Raw genomic sequence first — 18,101 nt, 5'->3', positions numbered from 1 at the left:
CAACACAGTGGACGCGAGCAACTGAGGACAAGCCCTCGGCCTATTAGTACCGGTCAACTCCACCCCTCACAGGGCTTCCATATCCGGCCTATCAACCCAGTCGTCTACTGGGAGCCTTACCCTCTCAAGGAGGTGGGAGTGCTCATCTCGAAGCAGGCTTCCCGCTTAGATGCTTTCAGCGGTTATCCCTCCCGAACGTAGCCAACCAGCCATGCCCTTGGCAGGACAACTGGCACACCAGAGGTTCGTCCGTCCCGGTCCTCTCGTACTAGGGACAGCCCTTCTCAACACTCCTACGCGCACAGCGGATAGGGACCGAACTGTCTCACGACGTTCTAAACCCAGCTCGCGTACCGCTTTAATGGGCGAACAGCCCAACCCTTGGGACCTACTCCAGCCCCAGGATGCGACGAGCCGACATCGAGGTGCCAAACCATCCCGTCGATATGGACTCTTGGGGAAGATCAGCCTGTTATCCCCGGGGTACCTTTTATCCGTTGAGCGACGGCGCTTCCACAAGCCACCGCCGGATCACTAGTCCCTACTTTCGTACCTGCTCGACCCGTCAGTCTCACAGTCAAGCTCCCTTGTGCACTTACACTCAACACCTGATTGCCAACCAGGCTGAGGGAACCTTTGGGCGCCTCCGTTACTCTTTAGGAGGCAACCGCCCCAGTTAAACTACCCACCAGACACTGTCCCTGATCCGGATCACGGACCCAGGTTAGACATCCAGCACGACCAGAGTGGTATTTCAACGACGACTCCACAACAACTGGCGTTGCTGCTTCAAAGTCTCCCACCTATCCTACACAAGCCGAACCGAACACCAATATCAAGCTATAGTAAAGGTCCCGGGGTCTTTCCGTCCTGCTGCGCGAAACGAGCATCTTTACTCGTAATGCAATTTCACCGGGCCTATGGTTGAGACAGTCGAGAAGTCGTTACGCCATTCGTGCAGGTCGGAACTTACCCGACAAGGAATTTCGCTACCTTAGGATGGTTATAGTTACCACCGCCGTTTACTGGCGCTTAAGTTCTCAGCTTCGCCTGGACGAATCCAAGCTAACCGGTCCCCTTAACGTTCCAGCACCGGGCAGGCGTCAGTCCGTATACATCGCCTTACGGCTTCGCACGGACCTGTGTTTTTAGTAAACAGTCGCTTCTCGCTGGTCTCTGCGGCCACCCCCAGCTCTGACAGCAAGTGCCGTCACCAGGAATGGCCCCCCTTCTCCCGAAGTTACGGGGGCATTTTGCCGAGTTCCTTAACCATAGTTCACCCGAACGCCTCGGTATTCTCTACCTGACCACCTGAGTCGGTTTGGGGTACGGGCCGCCATGAAACTCGCTAGAGGCTTTTCTCGACAGCATAGGATCATCCACTTCACCACAATCGGCTCGGCATCAGGTCTCAGCCTTAATGAGTGACGGATTTGCCTATCACTCGGCCTACACCCTTACCCCGGGACAACCACCGCCCGGGCTGGACTACCTTCCTGCGTCACCCCATCGCTCACCTACTACAGACTTGGTTCAGCGGCTCCACCACGTCCCTTTGTCCGAAGACTCCGGGCCGGCTTCACGGCCTTAGCATCACCTGGTTCAGCGTTGGCGCTTCAAAGCGGGTACGGGAATATCAACCCGTTGTCCATCGACTACGCCTGTCGGCCTCGCCTTAGGTCCCGACTTACCCTGGGCAGATCAGCTTGACCCAGGAACCCTTGGTCAATCGGCGCAAGAGTTTCCCACTCTTGTATCGCTACTCATGCCTGCATTCTCACTCGTATACCGTCCACGACTGGTTTCCACCGCCGCTTCACCCGGCACACGACGCTCCCCTACCCATCACAGCAGGCGTTGGCCCTTCATGCTGCAATGACACGACTTCGGTGATGTGCTTGAGCCCCGCTACATTGTCGGCGCGGAATCACTTGACCAGTGAGCTATTACGCACTCTTTCAAGGGTGGCTGCTTCTAAGCCAACCTCCTGGTTGTCTCTGCGACTCCACATCCTTTCCCACTTAGCACACGCTTAGGGACCTTAGTCGGTGTTCTGGGCTGTTTCCCTCTCGACCATGGAGCTTATCCCCCACAGTCTCACTGCCACGCTCTCACTTACCGGCATTCGGAGTTTGGCTAAGGTCAGTAACCCGGTAAGGCCCATCGCCTATCCAGTGCTCTACCTCCGGCAAGAAACACGTGACGCTGCACCTAAATGCATTTCGGGGAGAACCAGCTATCACGGAGTTTGATTGGCCTTTCACCCCTAACCACAGGTCATCCCCCAGGTTTTCAACCCTGGTGGGTTCGGTCCTCCACACGGTCTTACCCGCGCTTCAACCTGCCCATGGCTAGATCACTCCGCTTCGGGTCTTGGGCATGCAACTCAACCGCCCTATTCGGACTCGCTTTCGCTACGGCTACCCCACACGGGTTAACCTCGCTACACACCGCAAACTCGCAGGCTCATTCTTCAAAAGGCACGCAGTCACGGCCGTGATCCGAAGACCACGACGACGCTCCCACGGCTTGTAGGCACACGGTTTCAGGTACTATTTCACTCCGCTCCCGCGGTACTTTTCACCATTCCCTCACGGTACTATCCGCTATCGGTCACCAGGGAATATTTAGGCTTAGCGGGTGGTCCCGCCAGATTCACACGGGATTTCTCGGGCCCCGTGCTACTTGGGAGTTTCTCAAACGAGCCGTACAGATTTCGTCTACGGGGGTCTTACCCTCTACGCCGGACCTTTCGCATGTCCTTCGACTACCCATACGGTTTCTGACTCGCCGACCGGCCGGCAGACCGGTCAAGAAAAATCCCACGACCCCGCGATGGCAACCCCTGCCGGGTCTCACACCATCACGGTTTAGCCTCATCCGGTTTCGCTCGCCACTACTCCCGGAATCACGGTTGTTTTCTCTTCCTGCGGGTACTGAGATGTTTCACTTCCCCGCGTTCCCTCCACACTGCCTATGTGTTCAGCAGCGGGTGACAGCCCATGACGACTGCCGGGTTTCCCCATTCGGAAACCCCCGGATCAAAGCCTGGTTGACGGCTCCCCGGGGACTATCGTGGCCTCCCACGTCCTTCATCGGTTCCTGGTGCCAAGGCATCCACCGTGCGCCCTTAAAAACTTGGCCACAGATGCTCGCGTCCACTGTGCAGTTCTCAAACAACGACCAGTCACCCACCTGAACAAGCATGGGACCGGCATCCTAGAAGAAACAGCCTCACGGCCATTCCCTCAGGACCCAACAACGTGCCCGACACACCCGATCAACAATCCGTCTTCCACGCCGAAGCAGTACTAGCGGATGCCAACCCAGTGTGCCGAATAGTCAACGTTCCACCCATGAGCAACCGTGCAGGACATTCGCCTGCAAGCGGCCATGTGCTCCTTAGAAAGGAGGTGATCCAGCCGCACCTTCCGGTACGGCTACCTTGTTACGACTTCGTCCCAATCGCTGGTCCCACCTTCGACGGCTCCTCCCCTTACGGGTTAGGCCACCGGCTTCGGGTGTTACCGACTTTCGTGACGTGACGGGCGGTGTGTACAAGGCCCGGGAACGTATTCACCGCAGCATGCTGATCTGCGATTACTAGCAACTCCAACTTCATGGGGTCGAGTTGCAGACCCCAATCCGAACTGAGGCCGGCTTTTTGGGATTCGCTCCGCCTCGCGGCATCGCAGCCCTTTGTACCGACCATTGTAGCACGTGTGCAGCCCAAGACATAAGGGGCATGATGATTTGACGTCGTCCCCACCTTCCTCCGAGTTGACCCCGGCAGTCTCCTGTGAGTCCCCATCACCCCGAAAGGCATGCTGGCAACACAGAATAAGGGTTGCGCTCGTTGCGGGACTTAACCCAACATCTCACGACACGAGCTGACGACAACCATGCACCACCTGTATACCGACCACAAGGGGGCGACCATCTCTGGCCGTTTCCGGCATATGTCAAGCCTTGGTAAGGTTCTTCGCGTTGCGTCGAATTAAGCCACATGCTCCGCTGCTTGTGCGGGCCCCCGTCAATTCCTTTGAGTTTTAGCCTTGCGGCCGTACTCCCCAGGCGGGGAACTTAATGCGTTAGCTGCGGCACCGACGACGTGGAATGTCGCCAACACCTAGTTCCCAACGTTTACGGCGTGGACTACCAGGGTATCTAATCCTGTTCGCTCCCCACGCTTTCGCTCCTCAGCGTCAGTAATGGCCCAGAGATCCGCCTTCGCCACCGGTGTTCCTCCTGATATCTGCGCATTTCACCGCTACACCAGGAATTCCGATCTCCCCTACCACACTCTAGCCTGCCCGTATCGAATGCAGACCCGGGGTTAAGCCCCGGGCTTTCACATCCGACGCGACAGGCCGCCTACGAGCTCTTTACGCCCAATAATTCCGGACAACGCTCGCACCCTACGTATTACCGCGGCTGCTGGCACGTAGTTAGCCGGTGCTTCTTCTGCAGGTACCGTCACTTGCGCTTCTTCCCTGCTGAAAGAGGTTTACAACCCGAAGGCCGTCATCCCTCACGCGGCGTCGCTGCATCAGGCTTTCGCCCATTGTGCAATATTCCCCACTGCTGCCTCCCGTAGGAGTCTGGGCCGTGTCTCAGTCCCAGTGTGGCCGGTCGCCCTCTCAGGCCGGCTACCCGTCGTCGCCTTGGTAGGCCATTACCCCACCAACAAGCTGATAGGCCGCGGGCTCATCCTGCACCGCCGGAGCTTTACACCAACCCCCATGCAGAGGAAGGTCATATCCGGTATTAGACCCCGTTTCCAGGGCTTGTCCCAGAGTGCAGGGCAGATTGCCCACGTGTTACTCACCCGTTCGCCACTGATCCACCCCGAAGGGCTTCACCGTTCGACTTGCATGTGTTAAGCACGCCGCCAGCGTTCGTCCTGAGCCAGGATCAAACTCTCCGTGAATGTTTACTCGGCCCCACATTGAAGGAGGCCGGTCGACACCCGCGTTGAGCGGCACGGCAACCACCGGAATAGGGCGGTCCCGCGCACTGCGTCCTCGCTAGTGTTTTACTTCAAAAGGAATCTCCAACCCCAGAAGAATCTGAGGCCGGGGATGTCAACATATCTGGCGTTGACTTTTGGCACGCTGTTGAGTTCTCAAGGAACGGACACTTCCTTCAGGCCGCCTTCCAGCGGGCCCTCCGGGCGCTTCGTTCTTTCGTGTTCCCAGCTTACCAGATGTTTTCCGCCCCGTTTACCGGAGGTTTTCGCATCTGAAATCTGGTGTTAACCGCCAAGTCGCGGCGACTCGCCCAACCATAGCGGGTCGCCCGCCGGAGTGCGAATCGAGGCGCTCCCGGTGTCACCCGGTCGGCGGCATGATTTGTTGCTCTCGCGAGCATATACAGCAATGGTCCCGATTCGCCAAGATGCCTGTAGAGTGCGGCGCATCGACTAAGAGGACTAGACCACTAAACGGTCGGTGAGCCGCCGGACGACGGGCCGGGCTGGGCGTGGGTCTTCGCCCGGGAATGTCAGCAGATGTCCGAAGTTGACATGATTTAGGCTTCAGTCGATCGTCCTGCCGCTGCTCGCGGCCGCTCGCTGTACCGCTCACTTGGGAGGCACAACCATGACCACTGTGACGTCGCCGCTGACCGGCAAGGTCGTCGGGCTCGCCGGCGTGCCCGACCCGGTGTTCTCCGGCGCGATGGTCGGCCCCGGCACCGCGATCGACCCGGAGCGCCGGCCGACCGAGGCGGTCGCTCCGGTGGACGGCGTCGTCGTCTCCATGCACCCGCACGCGTTCGTCGTGGTGGACGCCGAGGGCCACGGTGTACTGACCCACCTGGGGATCGACACCGTGCAGCTGAACGGCGAGGGCTTCGAGCTGCTGGTCAACAAGGGCGACACGGTGACCCGCGGTCAGGCCGTCATCAAGTGGGACCCGGCCGCCGTCGAGGCCGCGGGCAAGTCACCCATCTCGCCGATCGTGGCGCTGGAGGCGAACGCCGACTCGCTCGGCGGCCTGCGGGAGGACGGCGAGGCCGTCTCCGGCGAGGCCCTGTTCAGCTGGAACTGACCTCTTACTTTGCACACACCCGCCCCGCAGGAGTTGTCGGGGCGGCCCGGCACACAGCGGTTCCCGGCGGGGCCGCTCCTCTCAGCGGAGACAGGTGACATGAAGAAGACGCTGCGCGGCGTGGGTGTCAGCCACGGGGTCGCGATCGGCCAGGTGCGGCACATGGGGACGGCGGTGCTGGAGCCCCCGGCCACCCAGATCCCGACCGAGGACGCCCCGCGCGAGCAGGCCCGCGCTCAGGCCGCCGTCGAGGCGGTCGCCGCGGACCTGATCGCCCGCGGCAACCTGGCCGGTGGCGAGGCGCAGGCCGTCCTGGAGGCCCAGGCGCTGATGGCGCAGGACCCGGAGCTGATGGCCGACGTGTCCCGCCGGATCGCCGTCGGCAGCAGCGCCGAGCGCGGTGTGTACGACGCCTTCGCCGCCTACCGGGCGCTGCTCGCCTCCGCCGGCGACTACCTGGCCGGGCGGGTCGCCGACCTGGACGACGTCCGCAACCGCATCGTGGCCCGGCTGCTGGGCGTGCCGATGCCGGGCGTGCCGGACAGCGACGAGCCGTACGTGCTGTTCGCGCGGGACCTGGCGCCGGCCGACACCGCGCTGCTCGACCCGACGCTGGTGCTCGGCTTCGTGACCGAGGAGGGCGGGCCGACCAGCCACAGCGCCATCCTGGCGCGGGCGTTGGGCGTGCCGGCCGTGGTCGCGCTGCCCGCTGCGACGGACGTCGCCGAGGGCACCGTCGTCGCCGTGGACGGCAGCTCCGGTGACGTGCTGCTGGAGCCCTCGCAGGAGAAGCAGGACGAGCTGCGGGCGGTCGCCGCCCAGCGCAAGGCCGCGCTGGCCGCGTCCTCCGGCCCGGGGCAGACCTCGGACGGCCACCGCGTGCCGCTGCTGGCCAACGTGGGCGGCCCGGCGGACGTGCCGGCCGCGCTGGAGAACGGCGCCGAGGGCGTCGGCCTGTTCCGGACCGAGTTCCTCTTCCTGGACGACTCCGCGAAGGCGCCCACCGAGGAGAAGCAGGTCGAGGCGTACCGCAAGGTGCTGGAGGCGTTCCCGGAGGGCCGGGTCGTGGTCCGGGCGCTGGACGCGGGCGCGGACAAGCCGCTGGACTTCCTCACCCCCGCCGACGAGCCGAACCCGGCGCTCGGTGTGCGCGGTCTGCGCACCCTGCTGGAGCACCCGGAGGTGCTGCGGACGCAGCTGCGGGCGCTGGCCAGGGCCGCCGAAGGCCTGCCGGTGCACCTTGAGGTGATGGCCCCGATGGTGGCCGACCGCAAGGACGCCAAGGACTTCGCCCAGGCGTGCCGCGAGGCGGGGCTGGAGGCCAAGTTCGGCGCGATGGTGGAGATCCCGTCGGCCGCGCTGCGGGCCCGGTCGATCCTCCAGGAGGTCGAGTTCCTGTCGCTGGGGACCAACGACCTCGCGCAGTACACCTTCGCCGCCGACCGTCAGGTGGGCGCGCTGGCCCGGCTGCAGGACCCGTGGCAGCCGGCGCTGCTGGACCTGATCGCCGCGGCCGCCGAGGCGGCGCAGGCGACCGGCAAGAGCTGCGGCGTCTGCGGTGAGGCGGCCGCCGACCCGCTGCTGGCCGTGGTGCTGACCGGTCTGGGCGTCACCAGCCTCTCGATGGGCTCGGCCTCGATCCCCTACGTGCGCTCGACGCTGGCCAAGTACACGCTGGCGCAGTGCCGCCGGGCGGCCGAGGCGGCCCGGGCGACGGACAGCGCCGAGGAGGCGCGGGCCGCCGCGCAGCAGGTGCTGTCGGGCGAGTAGGACGGGCGAACAGCAGGAAGGGGTGCTCCCACCGGGTCCGGTGGGAGCACCCCTTCGGCGTTTCCGGTCAGGCGGGGCTCTGCCGGTCGCGGCGGAGCTGCTCGAAGAAGCGCAGGTGGTCGATGTCGTCGACGGAGCCGGGGTTGACGGCCTGCTCCAGCGGGGTGCCGGAGAGGATCCGCTTGACCGGGACCTCGATGCGCTTGCCGGTGAGGGTGTGCGGGAGGCCGCGCACCGCGATGACCTCGTCGGGGACGTGGCGCGGGGAGAGTTCGGTGCGCAGCGAGGTGCGGATGCGGCCGGTCAGCCCCTCGTCGAGCTCGGCACCGGGGGCGAGGACGACGAACAGCGGCATCCAGTAGCCGCCGTCGGGCTCCTCCAGGCCGATGACCAGGGATTCGGCGATCTCGGGGAGGCGTTCGACGACCTCGTAGATGTCCGAGGAGCCCATCCGGACGCCCTGGCGGTTGAGCGTGGAGTCGGAGCGGCCGTGGATGACGACGGTGCCGCGGGAGGTGACGGTGATCCAGTCGCCGTGGCGCCAGACGCCGGGGTACATGTCGAAGTAGCTGTCGTGGTACCGGGTGCCCTCGGGGTCGTTCCAGAAACCGGTGGGCATGGACGGGATGGGCTTGGTGACGACGAGTTCGCCGACGGTGTCGGTGTGCGGGTGGCCCTGGACGTCCCAGGACTCGACGGCAGCGCCGAGGCAGGGTGCCTGGATCTCGCCGAGGTGGACGGGCAGGGTGGGGACGCCGCCGACGAAGCAGGAGCAGACGTCGGTGCCGCCGCTGACGGAGGCGAGCCAGACGTCCTCCTTGACCTCCGCGTAGATCCAGCGGAAGCCGTCGGGCGGGAGCGGGGAGCCGGTGGTGCCGATGCAGCGGACGGCGGAGAGGTCGAGGTCCCGGCCGGGGTGCAGCTCGGCCTTACGGCTGGCGATCACGTAGGCGGCGGAGGTGCCGAGGACGGTGGCGCGGGTGCGGGCGGCGACCGACCAGAGCGCGCCGGTGTCGGGGTGGCCGGGGCTGCCGTCGTAGGTGACGATCGTGGCCCCGACCAGGAGGCCGGCCAGCAGGAAGTTCCACATCATCCAGCCGGTGGAGGTGTACCAGAGGAAGCGGTCCCGGGGGCCGAGGTCGAGGTGGAGGCCGGCCTGCTTGAGGTGTTCGAGCAGGATGCCGCCCTGGCTCTGGACGATGGCCTTGGGCAGGCCGGTGGTGCCGGAGGAGTAGAGCACCCAGAGCGGGTGGTCGAAGGGGACGGCCTCGTAGACCGGCTCGACGTCGTCGGCGACCAGGTCGTCCCAGTGCAGGGCGCCCTCGGGGGCGGGGGCGCCGAGCAGCGGGACGTGGACGACGGTGCGCAGGGTGGGGAGTTCACGGCGCAGTTCGGCGACGACCTCGGTGCGGTCGTGGTCCTTGCCGCCGTAGTGGTAGCCGTCGACGGCGAAGAGGACGGCGGGTTCGATCTGCTGGAGGCGGTCCAGGACGCTGCGGGCGCCGAAGTCGGGGGCGCAGCTGGTCCAGATCGCGCCGACCGCGGCGGTGGCGAGGAGGGCGACGGCGGCCTGCGGGATGTTGGGCAGGTAGGCGCTGACGCGGTCGCCGGGGCCGATGCCCCGGGCGCGCAGGGCGGCGGCCAACGAGCCGACCTGGCGGCGCAGTTCGGACCAGGTGAGGACGGCCGGCTGTTCGGTGGTCTCGTCGAGGTGCAGGACGGCCGGGCGGTCGGCGTTGGCCGGGTCCTCGGCGGCGCGCAGGGCGTGTTCGGCGTAGTTGAGGCGGGCGCCGGGGAACCAACGGGCGCCGGGCATGGCGGGGTCGGCGAGGACGGCCTCGGGGGCCTGGGTGAAGCGGACGTCGAACCACTGGGTGATCGCGGTCCAGAAGCGGTCGAGGTCGGCGGTGGACCAGGCGTGCAGGTCGGCGTAGCGCTGGGCGGCCTGCTGGTCGTCGGCGGCCGGGGCGAGCGGGGCGGCCGGGGCGCCGTGGTGTTCGGCGGCCCAGGCCTGGAAGGCCACCAGGCTGGTGGCTGCGGCGCGAGCGGGGTTGGGGCGCCAGAGCGGCTGGTCCTGGGGTGGGGTGCTCACGGTGGTGGTCTCCCGGCCGGTGGTGGGGACGGGAGTGCTTGTGGCAGGCCCGTCCGGTTGGGCTGTCGGTGCAGACCATGCCATGTGAGCGGCCGCTGCGCCAGGGTCCGCCCGGTGGGTGCCGGGCCGGTCAGCGGCCGGAGATTCCGCCGCTGGACTCACCGCTGAACTCGCCGCCGAACCAGGAGCGGGAGACCCGGGTGTGGAAGGGGAAGGCGAGCGGGGTGTCGGGGGCGGCGAGCTGCCAGCCGTCGGTCTCGTCGGTGGGGCGCGAGGGCGGGAGTTCGGCGAGCGGGCGAGCCGGGAGCAGGCCGAAGAGGCAGAGGAAGCCGCCCCTGGCGTCGGAGTCGGTGGCGACCAGGGTGATGTCGGCGGCGTCGGCCAGGATGCCGGTCTCCTCGCACAGTTCGCGCACGCACGCCTGCTGCCAGCTCTCGCCGTAGTCCACGTAGCCGCCGGGGAAGGCGAGTTGGCCGTAGCCGGGCTCGATGGTGCGGCGGATGACGACGAGGGTGGGGTCGGCGTCGGGGCGGGTGACCGGGAGGAGGGTGACCACGACGGGCAGCGGGTTGCGGTAGCTGATCTCGGCGCAGCCGGGGCAGGTGCGGGGCCAGCGGTCGGTGCCTGCCGGGTAGGAGGTGCCGCAGAAGTGGCAGTGGGAGAACGGCTGGTTGACCGCGTGTGTCGGATCGTCAGTGGTCATGGCCGGATGGTAGCCGGGTGCGCGCGGCGGCCGTCAGCGGAGTTCGCCGTCGCGGGTGGGGCGGAGCAGGGCGGGGTGCAGGAGGCTGGCGTCTCCGGCGTGGTAGGTGCGGGCCCGGGGGCCGCCGCGGGCGCCGCCGCGGGCGGTGGTGGCGCCGGTGCTCTCGACGAAGCCGGGGACGGAGAGGACCTTGCGGTGGAAGTTGCCGGGGTGGAGCTTCTCGTCCCAGACGGCCTCGTAGACGGCGCGCAGGTCGGGGATGGTGAAGTCGTAGGGCAGGAAGGCGGTGGCGAGCGGGCTGTACTCGAGTTTGGCCCGGACGCGGTCGAGGCCGTCGGCGAGGATGCGCGCGTGGTCGAAGGCGAGCGTGCGGGAGGACTGGCCGGTGGGCCCGCCGACACCACCCCCGTGGGTGTCGGCGGGCGCACCGGCGGCTCGGGGTCGGCCGCCGGGCCGGGTGCCCAGGTCGAGGTCGGCGACGGGGTGCCAGGTGGCGGCTGCGGCGTCCGTGCCGGCCTGCGGGTCGGGCAGGTCGGGGGCGAAGGCGAGGTAGGCGACGGAGACGATGTGCATGCGCGGGTCTCGCTCGGGGGCGCCGTAGGTGCCGAGCTGTTCGAGGTGGACGCGGCAGAGCGCGGCCTCGACTTCGGAGCCGCCGAGCAGGCCGGTCTCCTCGGCGAGTTCGCGGGCGGCGGCCTCGTCCAGGCTCTCCTCACCGGCGCGCAGGAAGCCGCCGGGCAGGGCCCAGCAGCCCTGGTAGGGCGGGGCGCCGCGCTGGACGAGCAGGACGTGCAGGCCGCTGTGGCGCAAGGTCAGGGCGACCACGTCGACGGTGACGGCGATCGGGGCGTAGGCGCGCGGGTCGTAGGCGGCGAGCCACTCCTGCTCGTCCTGCTCGCTCGCGGGCGTGGTCGGGGGCGGGGTGGACGGGTCGTCCGTTTCCATCACCGGCTCCTCTCCGCGCTCGCCGCCGTACGGGGTGCTGTCGTTCTCTGGCTGAGCACAACGTAGCGATTCCGTTCCCCGGCGGCAAATGGTTTTCCGGGTCCGCGGGGATGCCCGGCTTCTAGGCTGTGAACAGGAACGACCGCGCCCGAGGAGGCCCCATGTCCACTGCTCCCCCGCCGGACTTCGCCGCGGCGCTGGCGGCCGGTCCGCTGGTGCTGGACGGCGGGATGTCGAACCAGCTGGCGGCGGCCGGGCACGACCTCCTCGACGAGCTGTGGTCGGCGCGGCTGCTGGCGGACGCGCCGGAGGCGGTGGTGGCGGCGCACCGGGCGTACTTCGCGGCCGGGGCCGACGTCGCCATCACGGCGAGCTACCAGGCGAGCTTCGAGGGCTTCGCCCGGCGCGGAGTGGGCCGGGCCCAGGCCGCACGGCTGCTGGCGCGCAGCGTGGAGCTGGCCCGGGAGGCGGCACGGGCCGAGCCGGGCGGGCGGCGGCGCTGGGTCGCGGCGTCGGTGGGGCCGTACGGGGCGGTGCTGGCGGACGGTTCGGAGTACCGGGGCCGGTACGGGCTGAGCACCGCGGAGCTGGTGGCCTTCCACCGGCCGCGGCTGGAGGCGCTGGCGGCGGCCGGGCCCGACGTGCTGGCGCTGGAGACGGTGCCGGACGCGGACGAGGCGCGGGCGCTGCTGGAGCTGGTGCGCGGGCTGGGCGTGCCGGCCTGGCTGTCGTTCAGCGTGGCGGGCGGCCGGACCAGGGCGGGCCAGCCGCTGGCGGAGGCGTTCGCGCTGGCGGCCGGGGTGGACGAAGTGCTGGCGGTGGGCGTGAACTGCTGCACCCCGCAGGACGCGGACCGGGCGGTGGCGCTGGCGGCCGAGGTGACCGGCAAGCCGGTGGCGGTGTACCCGAACAGCGGGGAGGAGTGGGACGCCGCGCGCCGGGACTGGCGCGGCGAGCCGACGTTCCGCTCGGCCCGGGTGGGCGGCTGGCTGGCGGGCGGCGCACGGCTGGTGGGCGGCTGCTGCCGGGTGGGGCCGGACGGGATCGCCGCGCTGGCGGCGGAGGTCGCGGTGCGCCGGGGGCGCTCGAACGACGTCGGGGAGTGAGGGACGTCTGAGTGTGAGCGGCGCGGCGGGCGGCGGAGGTTAACGGACGGCCGAGCGCGGGTTACCGAGGGGGAAGGTGCACGGACCGGCGACGGCCTGGCAGACTCGTCCCGTTACCACTGCGGTCGACAATGTCGACCGCCTGTCAGCGCGGAGGTCCCCATGCCCGGCCCGATCCAGTCGCTCTCCCGGGCCGCCGCGATCTTGCGCCTGCTGGCCGGCGGTGAGCGCCGCCTGGGCCTGTCCGAGGTCGCGACGGCGCTGGAACTCGCCAAGGGCACCGCGCACGGCATCCTGCGCACGCTCCAGCAGGAGGGGTTCGTCGAGCAGGACCCGGAGAGCGGCAAGTACCAGCTGGGCGCCGAACTGCTGCGGCTGGGGCAGAGCTACCTGGACGTGCACGAGCTGCGGGCACGGGCGCTGGTCTGGGCGGACGACCTGGCCCGGGCGGCCGGCGAGACCGTCTACCTGGGGGTGCTGCACCAGCAGGGCGTGCTGGTCGTGCACCACGTCTTCCGGCCGGACGACACCCGGCAGGTGCTGGAGGTCGGCTCGATGCAGCCGCTGCACAGCACCGCGCTGGGCAAGGTGCTGCTGGCCTACGACCCGGTCGCGCGCGGCGAGTTGGGCGACGGGCCGTACGAGTCGTACACCCTGCGGACACTGACCGAGGCGGCCGACGTGGACGCCGAGTGCGCGCTGATCCGTGAGCGCGGCTGGACGGACTCGATCGAGGAGACCTGGGAGGGCGTGGCCTCGATCGGCGCGCTGATCCAGGACCGGCGGCGCAACCCGGTGGGCGCGGTGTGCATCAGCGGCCCGGTGGAGCGGGTCTGCGAGGACGGCTTCGTGAAGCCGTCGCTGGTGGCCTCGGTGCGCAGCGCGGCACGGGCGATCTCGCGCGATCTGGGCGCCGGGCGCTTCTGAAACCCCGGGCCGCACCGGCGGCCACATCGTCACGCTGAGGCGCGGACGGGCATCGGCCTGTCCGCGCCTTGGCGTTTTGCCCCGGTTTGGCCCGCTCCGCTGGGTAACTTCGGGGGAAGGGTCACAGCTCCGTAACCCTGCCTTGACGCGAGGGCAACCAGGGGAGGAAGCTTCCGCATAACGGTCGACATTGTCGAACGATGGCCGGGAAGATCAATCCCCCGATGCGCTCACCCGCACAACGATCGGCCGGCCGCCCCCACCCACACCTCCGGGCCATATGGACAAGGGAGTCTTTGTGTCCGCGTTCTCCAACGGCGACGTCTTCGTCGGCGAAACCCTCGGCACCGCCGCCCTGATACTTCTCGGTGGCGGCGTCTGCGCCGCCGTGACCCTCAAGAAGTCGAAGGCCCTCAATGCCGGCTGGCTGGCGATCACCTTCGGCTGGGGCTTCGCGGTCCTGATCGCCGCCTACATCTCGGCTCCGAAGTCCGGCGCCCACCTCAACCCGGCCGTCACCATCGCGCTCGCCATCAAGAGCGGCGACTGGAACCAGGTGCCGCTCTACCTCGGCTCCCAGTTCCTCGGCGCGATGATCGGCGCCGTGCTGGTCTGGCTCACCTACCTCGGCCAGTTCCAGGCCAACGAGGAGCCCACCCTCGGCATCTTCTCGACCGGGCCCGAGATCCGGAACCCGATCCAGAACGTCGTCACCGAGGTCATCGGCACCTTCATCCTCTGCATGGCGATCCTCACCCTCGGCAAGAACGACGGTCTGGCCGCCGGCGGCCTCAGCACCCTGATCGTGGCCCTCACGGTCGTCGGCATCGGCCTCTCGCTGGGCGGCCCCACCGGCTACGCGATCAACCCGGTCCGCGACCTCGGCCCGCGCATCGTGCACTCGCTGCTGCCCATCCCGAACAAGGGCGGCTCCGACTGGTCGTACGCCTGGGTTCCGGTCGTCGGCCCGCTGATCGGCGGCGCGCTGGCCGGCGGTCTGTACAACGCGATGTTCTAAAGGGCCGGGTTCGAACCCGCCGAGCACGGGGACCGACCACTACGTCGGGCCCACCCACCCCGAACCCCCGAATCCTGAGCCGAGGACCCTCTGATGACCTCCACTGGCAACTACATCGCCGCGATCGACCAGGGCACCACCTCCAGCCGCTGCATCATCTTCGGCGCCGACGGCCGGATCGTCGCCGTCGACCAGCAGGAGCACCGGCAGATCTTCCCGCAGCCCGGCTACGTCGAGCACGACGCCGCCGAGATCTGGACCCGGGTGCAGTCGGTCGTCCGCGGCGCGCTGGAGAAGGCCGGCCTGACCAAGGACGACATCCGCGCGATCGGCATCACCAACCAGCGCGAGACCACCGTCCTGTGGGACAAGAACACCGGCGAGCCGGTCCACAACGCGCTGGTGTGGCAGGACACCCGCACCGAGGGCCTCTGCCGCGAGCTCGGCCGCAACGTCGGCCAGGACCGCTTCCGCCGCGAGACCGGCCTCCCGCTCGCCAGCTACTTCGCCGGCCCGAAGATCCGCTGGCTGCTGGACAACGTCGAGGGCCTGCGCGAGCGCGCCGAGGCCGGCGACATCCTGTTCGGCACCATGGACACCTGGGTGATCTGGAACCTCACCGGTGGTGTCAACGGCGGCAAGCACGTCACCGACGTCACCAACGCCAGCCGCACCATGCTGATGAACCTGCACACCCTGCAGTGGGACGACAAGATCGCCGAGTCGATCGGCGTGCCGATGGCCGTCCTGCCGGAGATCCGCTCCTCCGCCGAGGTCTACGGCGAGGCCGTCGGCGACCTGGCCGGCGTCCCGGTCGCCTCCGCGCTCGGCGACCAGCAGGCCGCGCTGTTCGGCCAGACCTGCTTCGACGAGGGCGAGGCCAAGTCCACCTACGGCACCGGCACCTTCCTGCTGCTCAACACCGGCGAGAAGATCGTCAACTCGTACCACGGCCTGCTGACCACCGTCGGCTACCGGATCGGCGACCAGGCCCCGGTCTACGCCCTGGAAGGCTCGATCGCCGTCACCGGCTCGCTCGTCCAGTGGCTGCGCGACCAGCTCGGCATCATCTCCACCGCCGCCGAGATCGAGACCCTCGCCAACACCGTCGAGGACAACGGCGGCGCCTACTTCGTCCCGGCCTTCTCCGGCCTGTTCGCCCCGTACTGGCGCTCCGACGCCCGCGGTGTGATCGCCGGCCTGACCCGGTACGTCACCAAGGGCCACCTGGCCCGGGCCGTCCTGGAGGCCACCGCCTGGCAGACCCGCGAGGTCGTCGACGCCATGCAGAAGGACTCCGGCGTCGAGCTCACCGCCCTCAAGGTCGACGGCGGCATGACCAGCAACAACCTGCTCATGCAGAACATCGCCGACGTCCTGGACGCCCCGGTCGAGCGCCCGTACGTGGCCGAGACCACCGCCCTCGGCGCCGCCTACGCGGCCGGGCTCGCCGTCGGCTTCTGGACCGACCTCGACACCCTGCGGGCCAACTGGCACCGCGCCGCCGAATGGACCCCGCGCATGGACGAGGCCACTCGCGAGCGCGAGTACAAGAAGTGGCTCAAGGCCGTGGAGCGCACCATGGGGTGGGTGGAGGAAGAAGAGACCGACTGACCGACAAGCCGGTCGGGGCCCCGAGCCCCGACCGGCCGCCCGCCGTTCCGGCAGCGGGTGTCACCGCGTTTCACCGGCCCGCCGCACCGGGCCGACCGGCCTCTCAGCAGAGGCCGCACCGCACACGAGAGGAGTAACGGCGCCGCCTGACCCGCGCGCCGTACACAACCACCATGGCAACCATCCCGACCCTGGGCGCCGAGCGCACCGCCGGCCGCACCGCCTCCCGCGCCGAGACCCGTGAGCTGCTCGGCAAGGCCACCTACGACCTGCTGGTGATCGGGGGCGGCATCCTCGGCACGGCCGTCGCCTGGACCGCCTCCCAGGCCGGACTCAAGGTCGCCATGGTCGACGGCGGCGACTTCGCCGGCGCCACCTCCAGCGCCTCCTCCAAGCTCGTCCACGGCGGTCTGCGCTACCTGCAGACCGGCGCGGTCAAGCTCGTCGCCGAGAACCACAAGGAGCGCCGCGCGCTCGCCACCGACGTCGCGCCGCACCTGGTCAACCCGCTGACCTTCTTCGTACCGGTCTACAAGGGCGGCCCGCACAGCGCGCCCAAGCTCGGCGCCGGCGTCTTCCTGTACTCCGCGCTGTCCGCCTTCCGCGACGGCATGGGCCGGGTCTCCACCGCCGCGCACGCCGCCCAGCAGGTGCCCGCGCTGCGCACCGAGGGCCTGCGCTCGGTGGCCGTCTACGGCGACCACCAGATGAACGACTCGCGCGTCGCCGTGATGACCGTGCGCGCCGCCGTCGACGCCGGCGCCGTGGTGCTCAACCACGCCGAGGTCACCGGCCTGCGCTTCACCGGCGGCCGGGTCACCGGCGCCGAGCTGCGCGACCGCCTGGACGGCACCGAGTTCGGCATCGACGCCCGCCTGGTGCTCAACGCCACCGGCCCGTGGGTGGACCACCTGCGCAAGATGGAGGACGCCGGCGCCGCGCCGTCGATCCGCCTCTCCAAGGGCGCCCACGTGGTGGTCAAGCGCCGGGCGCCGTGGCGCGCCGCACTGACCATCCCGATCGACAAGTACCGCGTCTCCTTCGCCATCCCGTGGGAGGACCACGTCCTGCTCGGCACCACCGACGAGGAGTACACCGGCGACCCGAAGGACGTCCGGGCCACCGAGGCGGACATCGACCAGATCATGGGCGAGGCCGCGCACGCCATCCGCGACGAGCACCTCGACCGCGACCTGATCACCTACTCCTTCGCCGGCCTGCGGGTGCTGCCCGGCGGCCCGGGCGACACCGCCGCCGCCAAGCGCGAGACGGTCGTCACCGAGGGCAAGGGCGGCATGCTGTCGGTCGCCGGCGGCAAGTGGACCACCTACCGCCACATCGGCCGCACCGTGCTGGAGAAGCTGGCGCACGTGCCCGGCACCAGCCTCGGCGAGGACATGTCCCCGATCGCGGCGACCGTGCCGCTGCCGGGTGTCGGCGCGCCGAACGCCGTCGCGCACCGGCTGCTGATCGACCGCGACCCGGGCTCCCGGATGGAGCCGCTGGTGGCCAAGCACCTGGCCAGCCACTACGGCACGCTGTCCTTCGAGATCGCCCGCATGATCGACGAGAACCCGGAGCTGGGCCGGCCGATCCACGAGGACGGCCCGGACGTCTGGGCGCAGGTCGCCTACGCGGCCGACAGCGAGTGGGCGTACACGGCGGACGACGTGCTGCGGCGCCGCACCACGATGACCGTGCGCGGGCTGGACACGCCGGAGATCCGGGACGAGGTCGAGGCCTTCCTCGCGAAGCGCGGAACCAAGTAGGCACAGCCTCGCGAAGCGCGGAACCAAGTAGGCACAGCCAGCTAGGCGCAGCCTCGCGAAGGGCGGGCACCCGGGTTTTCCGGGTGCCCGCCCTTCGCGCATGATTC

Annotated in this window: 10 protein-coding genes and 2 rRNA genes; 7 read left to right on the top strand and 5 right to left on the bottom strand. The window is 68.5% G+C overall.

Going from position 1 to position 18,101, the window contains the following annotated elements; translation table 11 throughout:
* Nucleotides 1–23: 23 nt before the first annotated feature.
* Nucleotides 24–3,144 (bottom strand): 23S ribosomal RNA (locus tag A6F73_RS27295).
* Nucleotides 3,145–3,406: 262 nt separating this feature from the next.
* Nucleotides 3,407–4,930, bottom strand: a 16S ribosomal RNA gene (locus tag A6F73_RS27290).
* Together the 16S and 23S rRNA genes form the textbook arrangement of a ribosomal RNA operon.
* Nucleotides 4,931–5,600: 670 nt before the next feature.
* On the opposite strand from A6F73_RS27290, the gene A6F73_RS27285 reads away from it, so the two are divergent.
* Nucleotides 5,601–6,050 carry a PTS glucose transporter subunit IIA gene (locus A6F73_RS27285; protein WP_063350198.1) on the top strand — a complete coding sequence of 150 codons (450 nt, stop codon included), beginning with the start codon at nt 5,601–5,603 and terminating at the stop codon, nt 6,048–6,050.
* 99 nt (nt 6,051–6,149) lie between these two features.
* A complete protein-coding gene (ptsP, locus tag A6F73_RS27280; RefSeq protein ID WP_063350197.1) occupies nt 6,150–7,820 on the top strand; it encodes a phosphoenolpyruvate--protein phosphotransferase in 1,671 nt (556 codons plus the stop codon).
* 67 nt (nt 7,821–7,887) lie between these two features.
* Here ptsP and A6F73_RS27275 read toward each other — a convergent pair whose 3' ends face one another.
* The 3 genes from A6F73_RS27275 to A6F73_RS27265 all read right to left on the bottom strand — a co-directional run bounded on the left by A6F73_RS27275 (nt 7,888) and on the right by A6F73_RS27265 (nt 11,560).
* Nucleotides 7,888–9,912, bottom strand: a complete 2,025-nt coding sequence (locus A6F73_RS27275; RefSeq protein WP_063350196.1) for an acetoacetate--CoA ligase — start codon at nt 9,910–9,912, stop codon at nt 7,888–7,890.
* Between the two features lie 130 nt (nt 9,913–10,042).
* Complete coding sequence (locus A6F73_RS27270) at nt 10,043–10,615, bottom strand: NUDIX domain-containing protein (RefSeq protein ID WP_063350195.1); 573 nt, start codon at nt 10,613–10,615, stop codon at nt 10,043–10,045.
* A gap of 33 nt (nt 10,616–10,648) precedes the next feature.
* Nucleotides 10,649–11,560 carry an NUDIX domain-containing protein gene (locus tag A6F73_RS27265; RefSeq protein WP_063350194.1) on the bottom strand — a complete coding sequence of 304 codons (912 nt, stop codon included), beginning with the start codon at nt 11,558–11,560 and terminating at the stop codon, nt 10,649–10,651.
* 161 nt (nt 11,561–11,721) lie between these two features.
* Between A6F73_RS27265 and mmuM the strand changes: the two genes are divergently transcribed.
* The 5 genes from mmuM (at nt 11,722) to A6F73_RS27240 (ending at nt 17,994) form a co-directional block, all read left to right on the top strand.
* On the top strand, nt 11,722–12,666 hold the full coding sequence (gene mmuM, locus A6F73_RS27260) for a homocysteine S-methyltransferase (RefSeq protein WP_063350193.1): 945 nt from the start codon (nt 11,722–11,724) through the stop codon (nt 12,664–12,666).
* 162 nt (nt 12,667–12,828) lie between these two features.
* On the top strand, nt 12,829–13,593 hold the full coding sequence (locus A6F73_RS27255) for an IclR family transcriptional regulator (protein ID WP_063350192.1): 765 nt from the start codon (nt 12,829–12,831) through the stop codon (nt 13,591–13,593).
* A gap of 298 nt (nt 13,594–13,891) precedes the next feature.
* Nucleotides 13,892–14,611 carry an MIP/aquaporin family protein gene (locus A6F73_RS27250; protein WP_347878553.1) on the top strand — a complete coding sequence of 240 codons (720 nt, stop codon included), beginning with the start codon at nt 13,892–13,894 and terminating at the stop codon, nt 14,609–14,611.
* Nucleotides 14,612–14,704: 93 nt separating this feature from the next.
* Nucleotides 14,705–16,225: a glycerol kinase GlpK gene (glpK, locus tag A6F73_RS27245; protein WP_063350190.1), complete on the top strand. Its 1,521-nt coding sequence runs from the start codon at nt 14,705–14,707 to the stop codon at nt 16,223–16,225.
* A gap of 173 nt (nt 16,226–16,398) precedes the next feature.
* Nucleotides 16,399–17,994 (top strand): glycerol-3-phosphate dehydrogenase/oxidase, encoded by a 1,596-nt coding sequence (locus A6F73_RS27240; RefSeq protein WP_063350189.1) that lies wholly within the window; start codon nt 16,399–16,401, stop codon nt 17,992–17,994.
* Nucleotides 17,995–18,101: the final 107 nt, after the last annotated feature.

This window comes from Streptomyces sp. MJM8645, assembly GCF_001625365.1.
Classification (GTDB): Bacteria; Actinomycetota; Actinomycetes; order Streptomycetales; family Streptomycetaceae; genus Kitasatospora.
Note: the sequence above shows the minus strand (reverse complement) of the source record. Positions and strands in the feature narration are given on the sequence as shown.

Bases quoted from the DNA above. Each gene is read 5' to 3' on its own strand.
- A6F73_RS27265 (WP_063350194.1), bottom strand. From the start codon at position 11,560: ATGGAAACGGACGACCCGTCCACCCCGCCCCCGACCACGCCCGCGAGC.
- mmuM (WP_063350193.1), top strand. From the start codon at position 11,722: ATGTCCACTGCTCCCCCGCCGGACTTCGCCGCGGCGCTGGCGGCCGGT.
- ptsP (WP_063350197.1), top strand. From the start codon at position 6,150: ATGAAGAAGACGCTGCGCGGCGTGGGTGTCAGCCACGGGGTCGCGATC.
- glpK (WP_063350190.1), top strand. From the start codon at position 14,705: ATGACCTCCACTGGCAACTACATCGCCGCGATCGACCAGGGCACCACC.
- A6F73_RS27270 (WP_063350195.1), bottom strand. From the start codon at position 10,615: ATGACCACTGACGATCCGACACACGCGGTCAACCAGCCGTTCTCCCAC.
- A6F73_RS27255 (WP_063350192.1), top strand. From the start codon at position 12,829: ATGCCCGGCCCGATCCAGTCGCTCTCCCGGGCCGCCGCGATCTTGCGC.
- A6F73_RS27285 (WP_063350198.1), top strand. From the start codon at position 5,601: ATGACCACTGTGACGTCGCCGCTGACCGGCAAGGTCGTCGGGCTCGCC.
- A6F73_RS27240 (WP_063350189.1), top strand. From the start codon at position 16,399: ATGGCAACCATCCCGACCCTGGGCGCCGAGCGCACCGCCGGCCGCACC.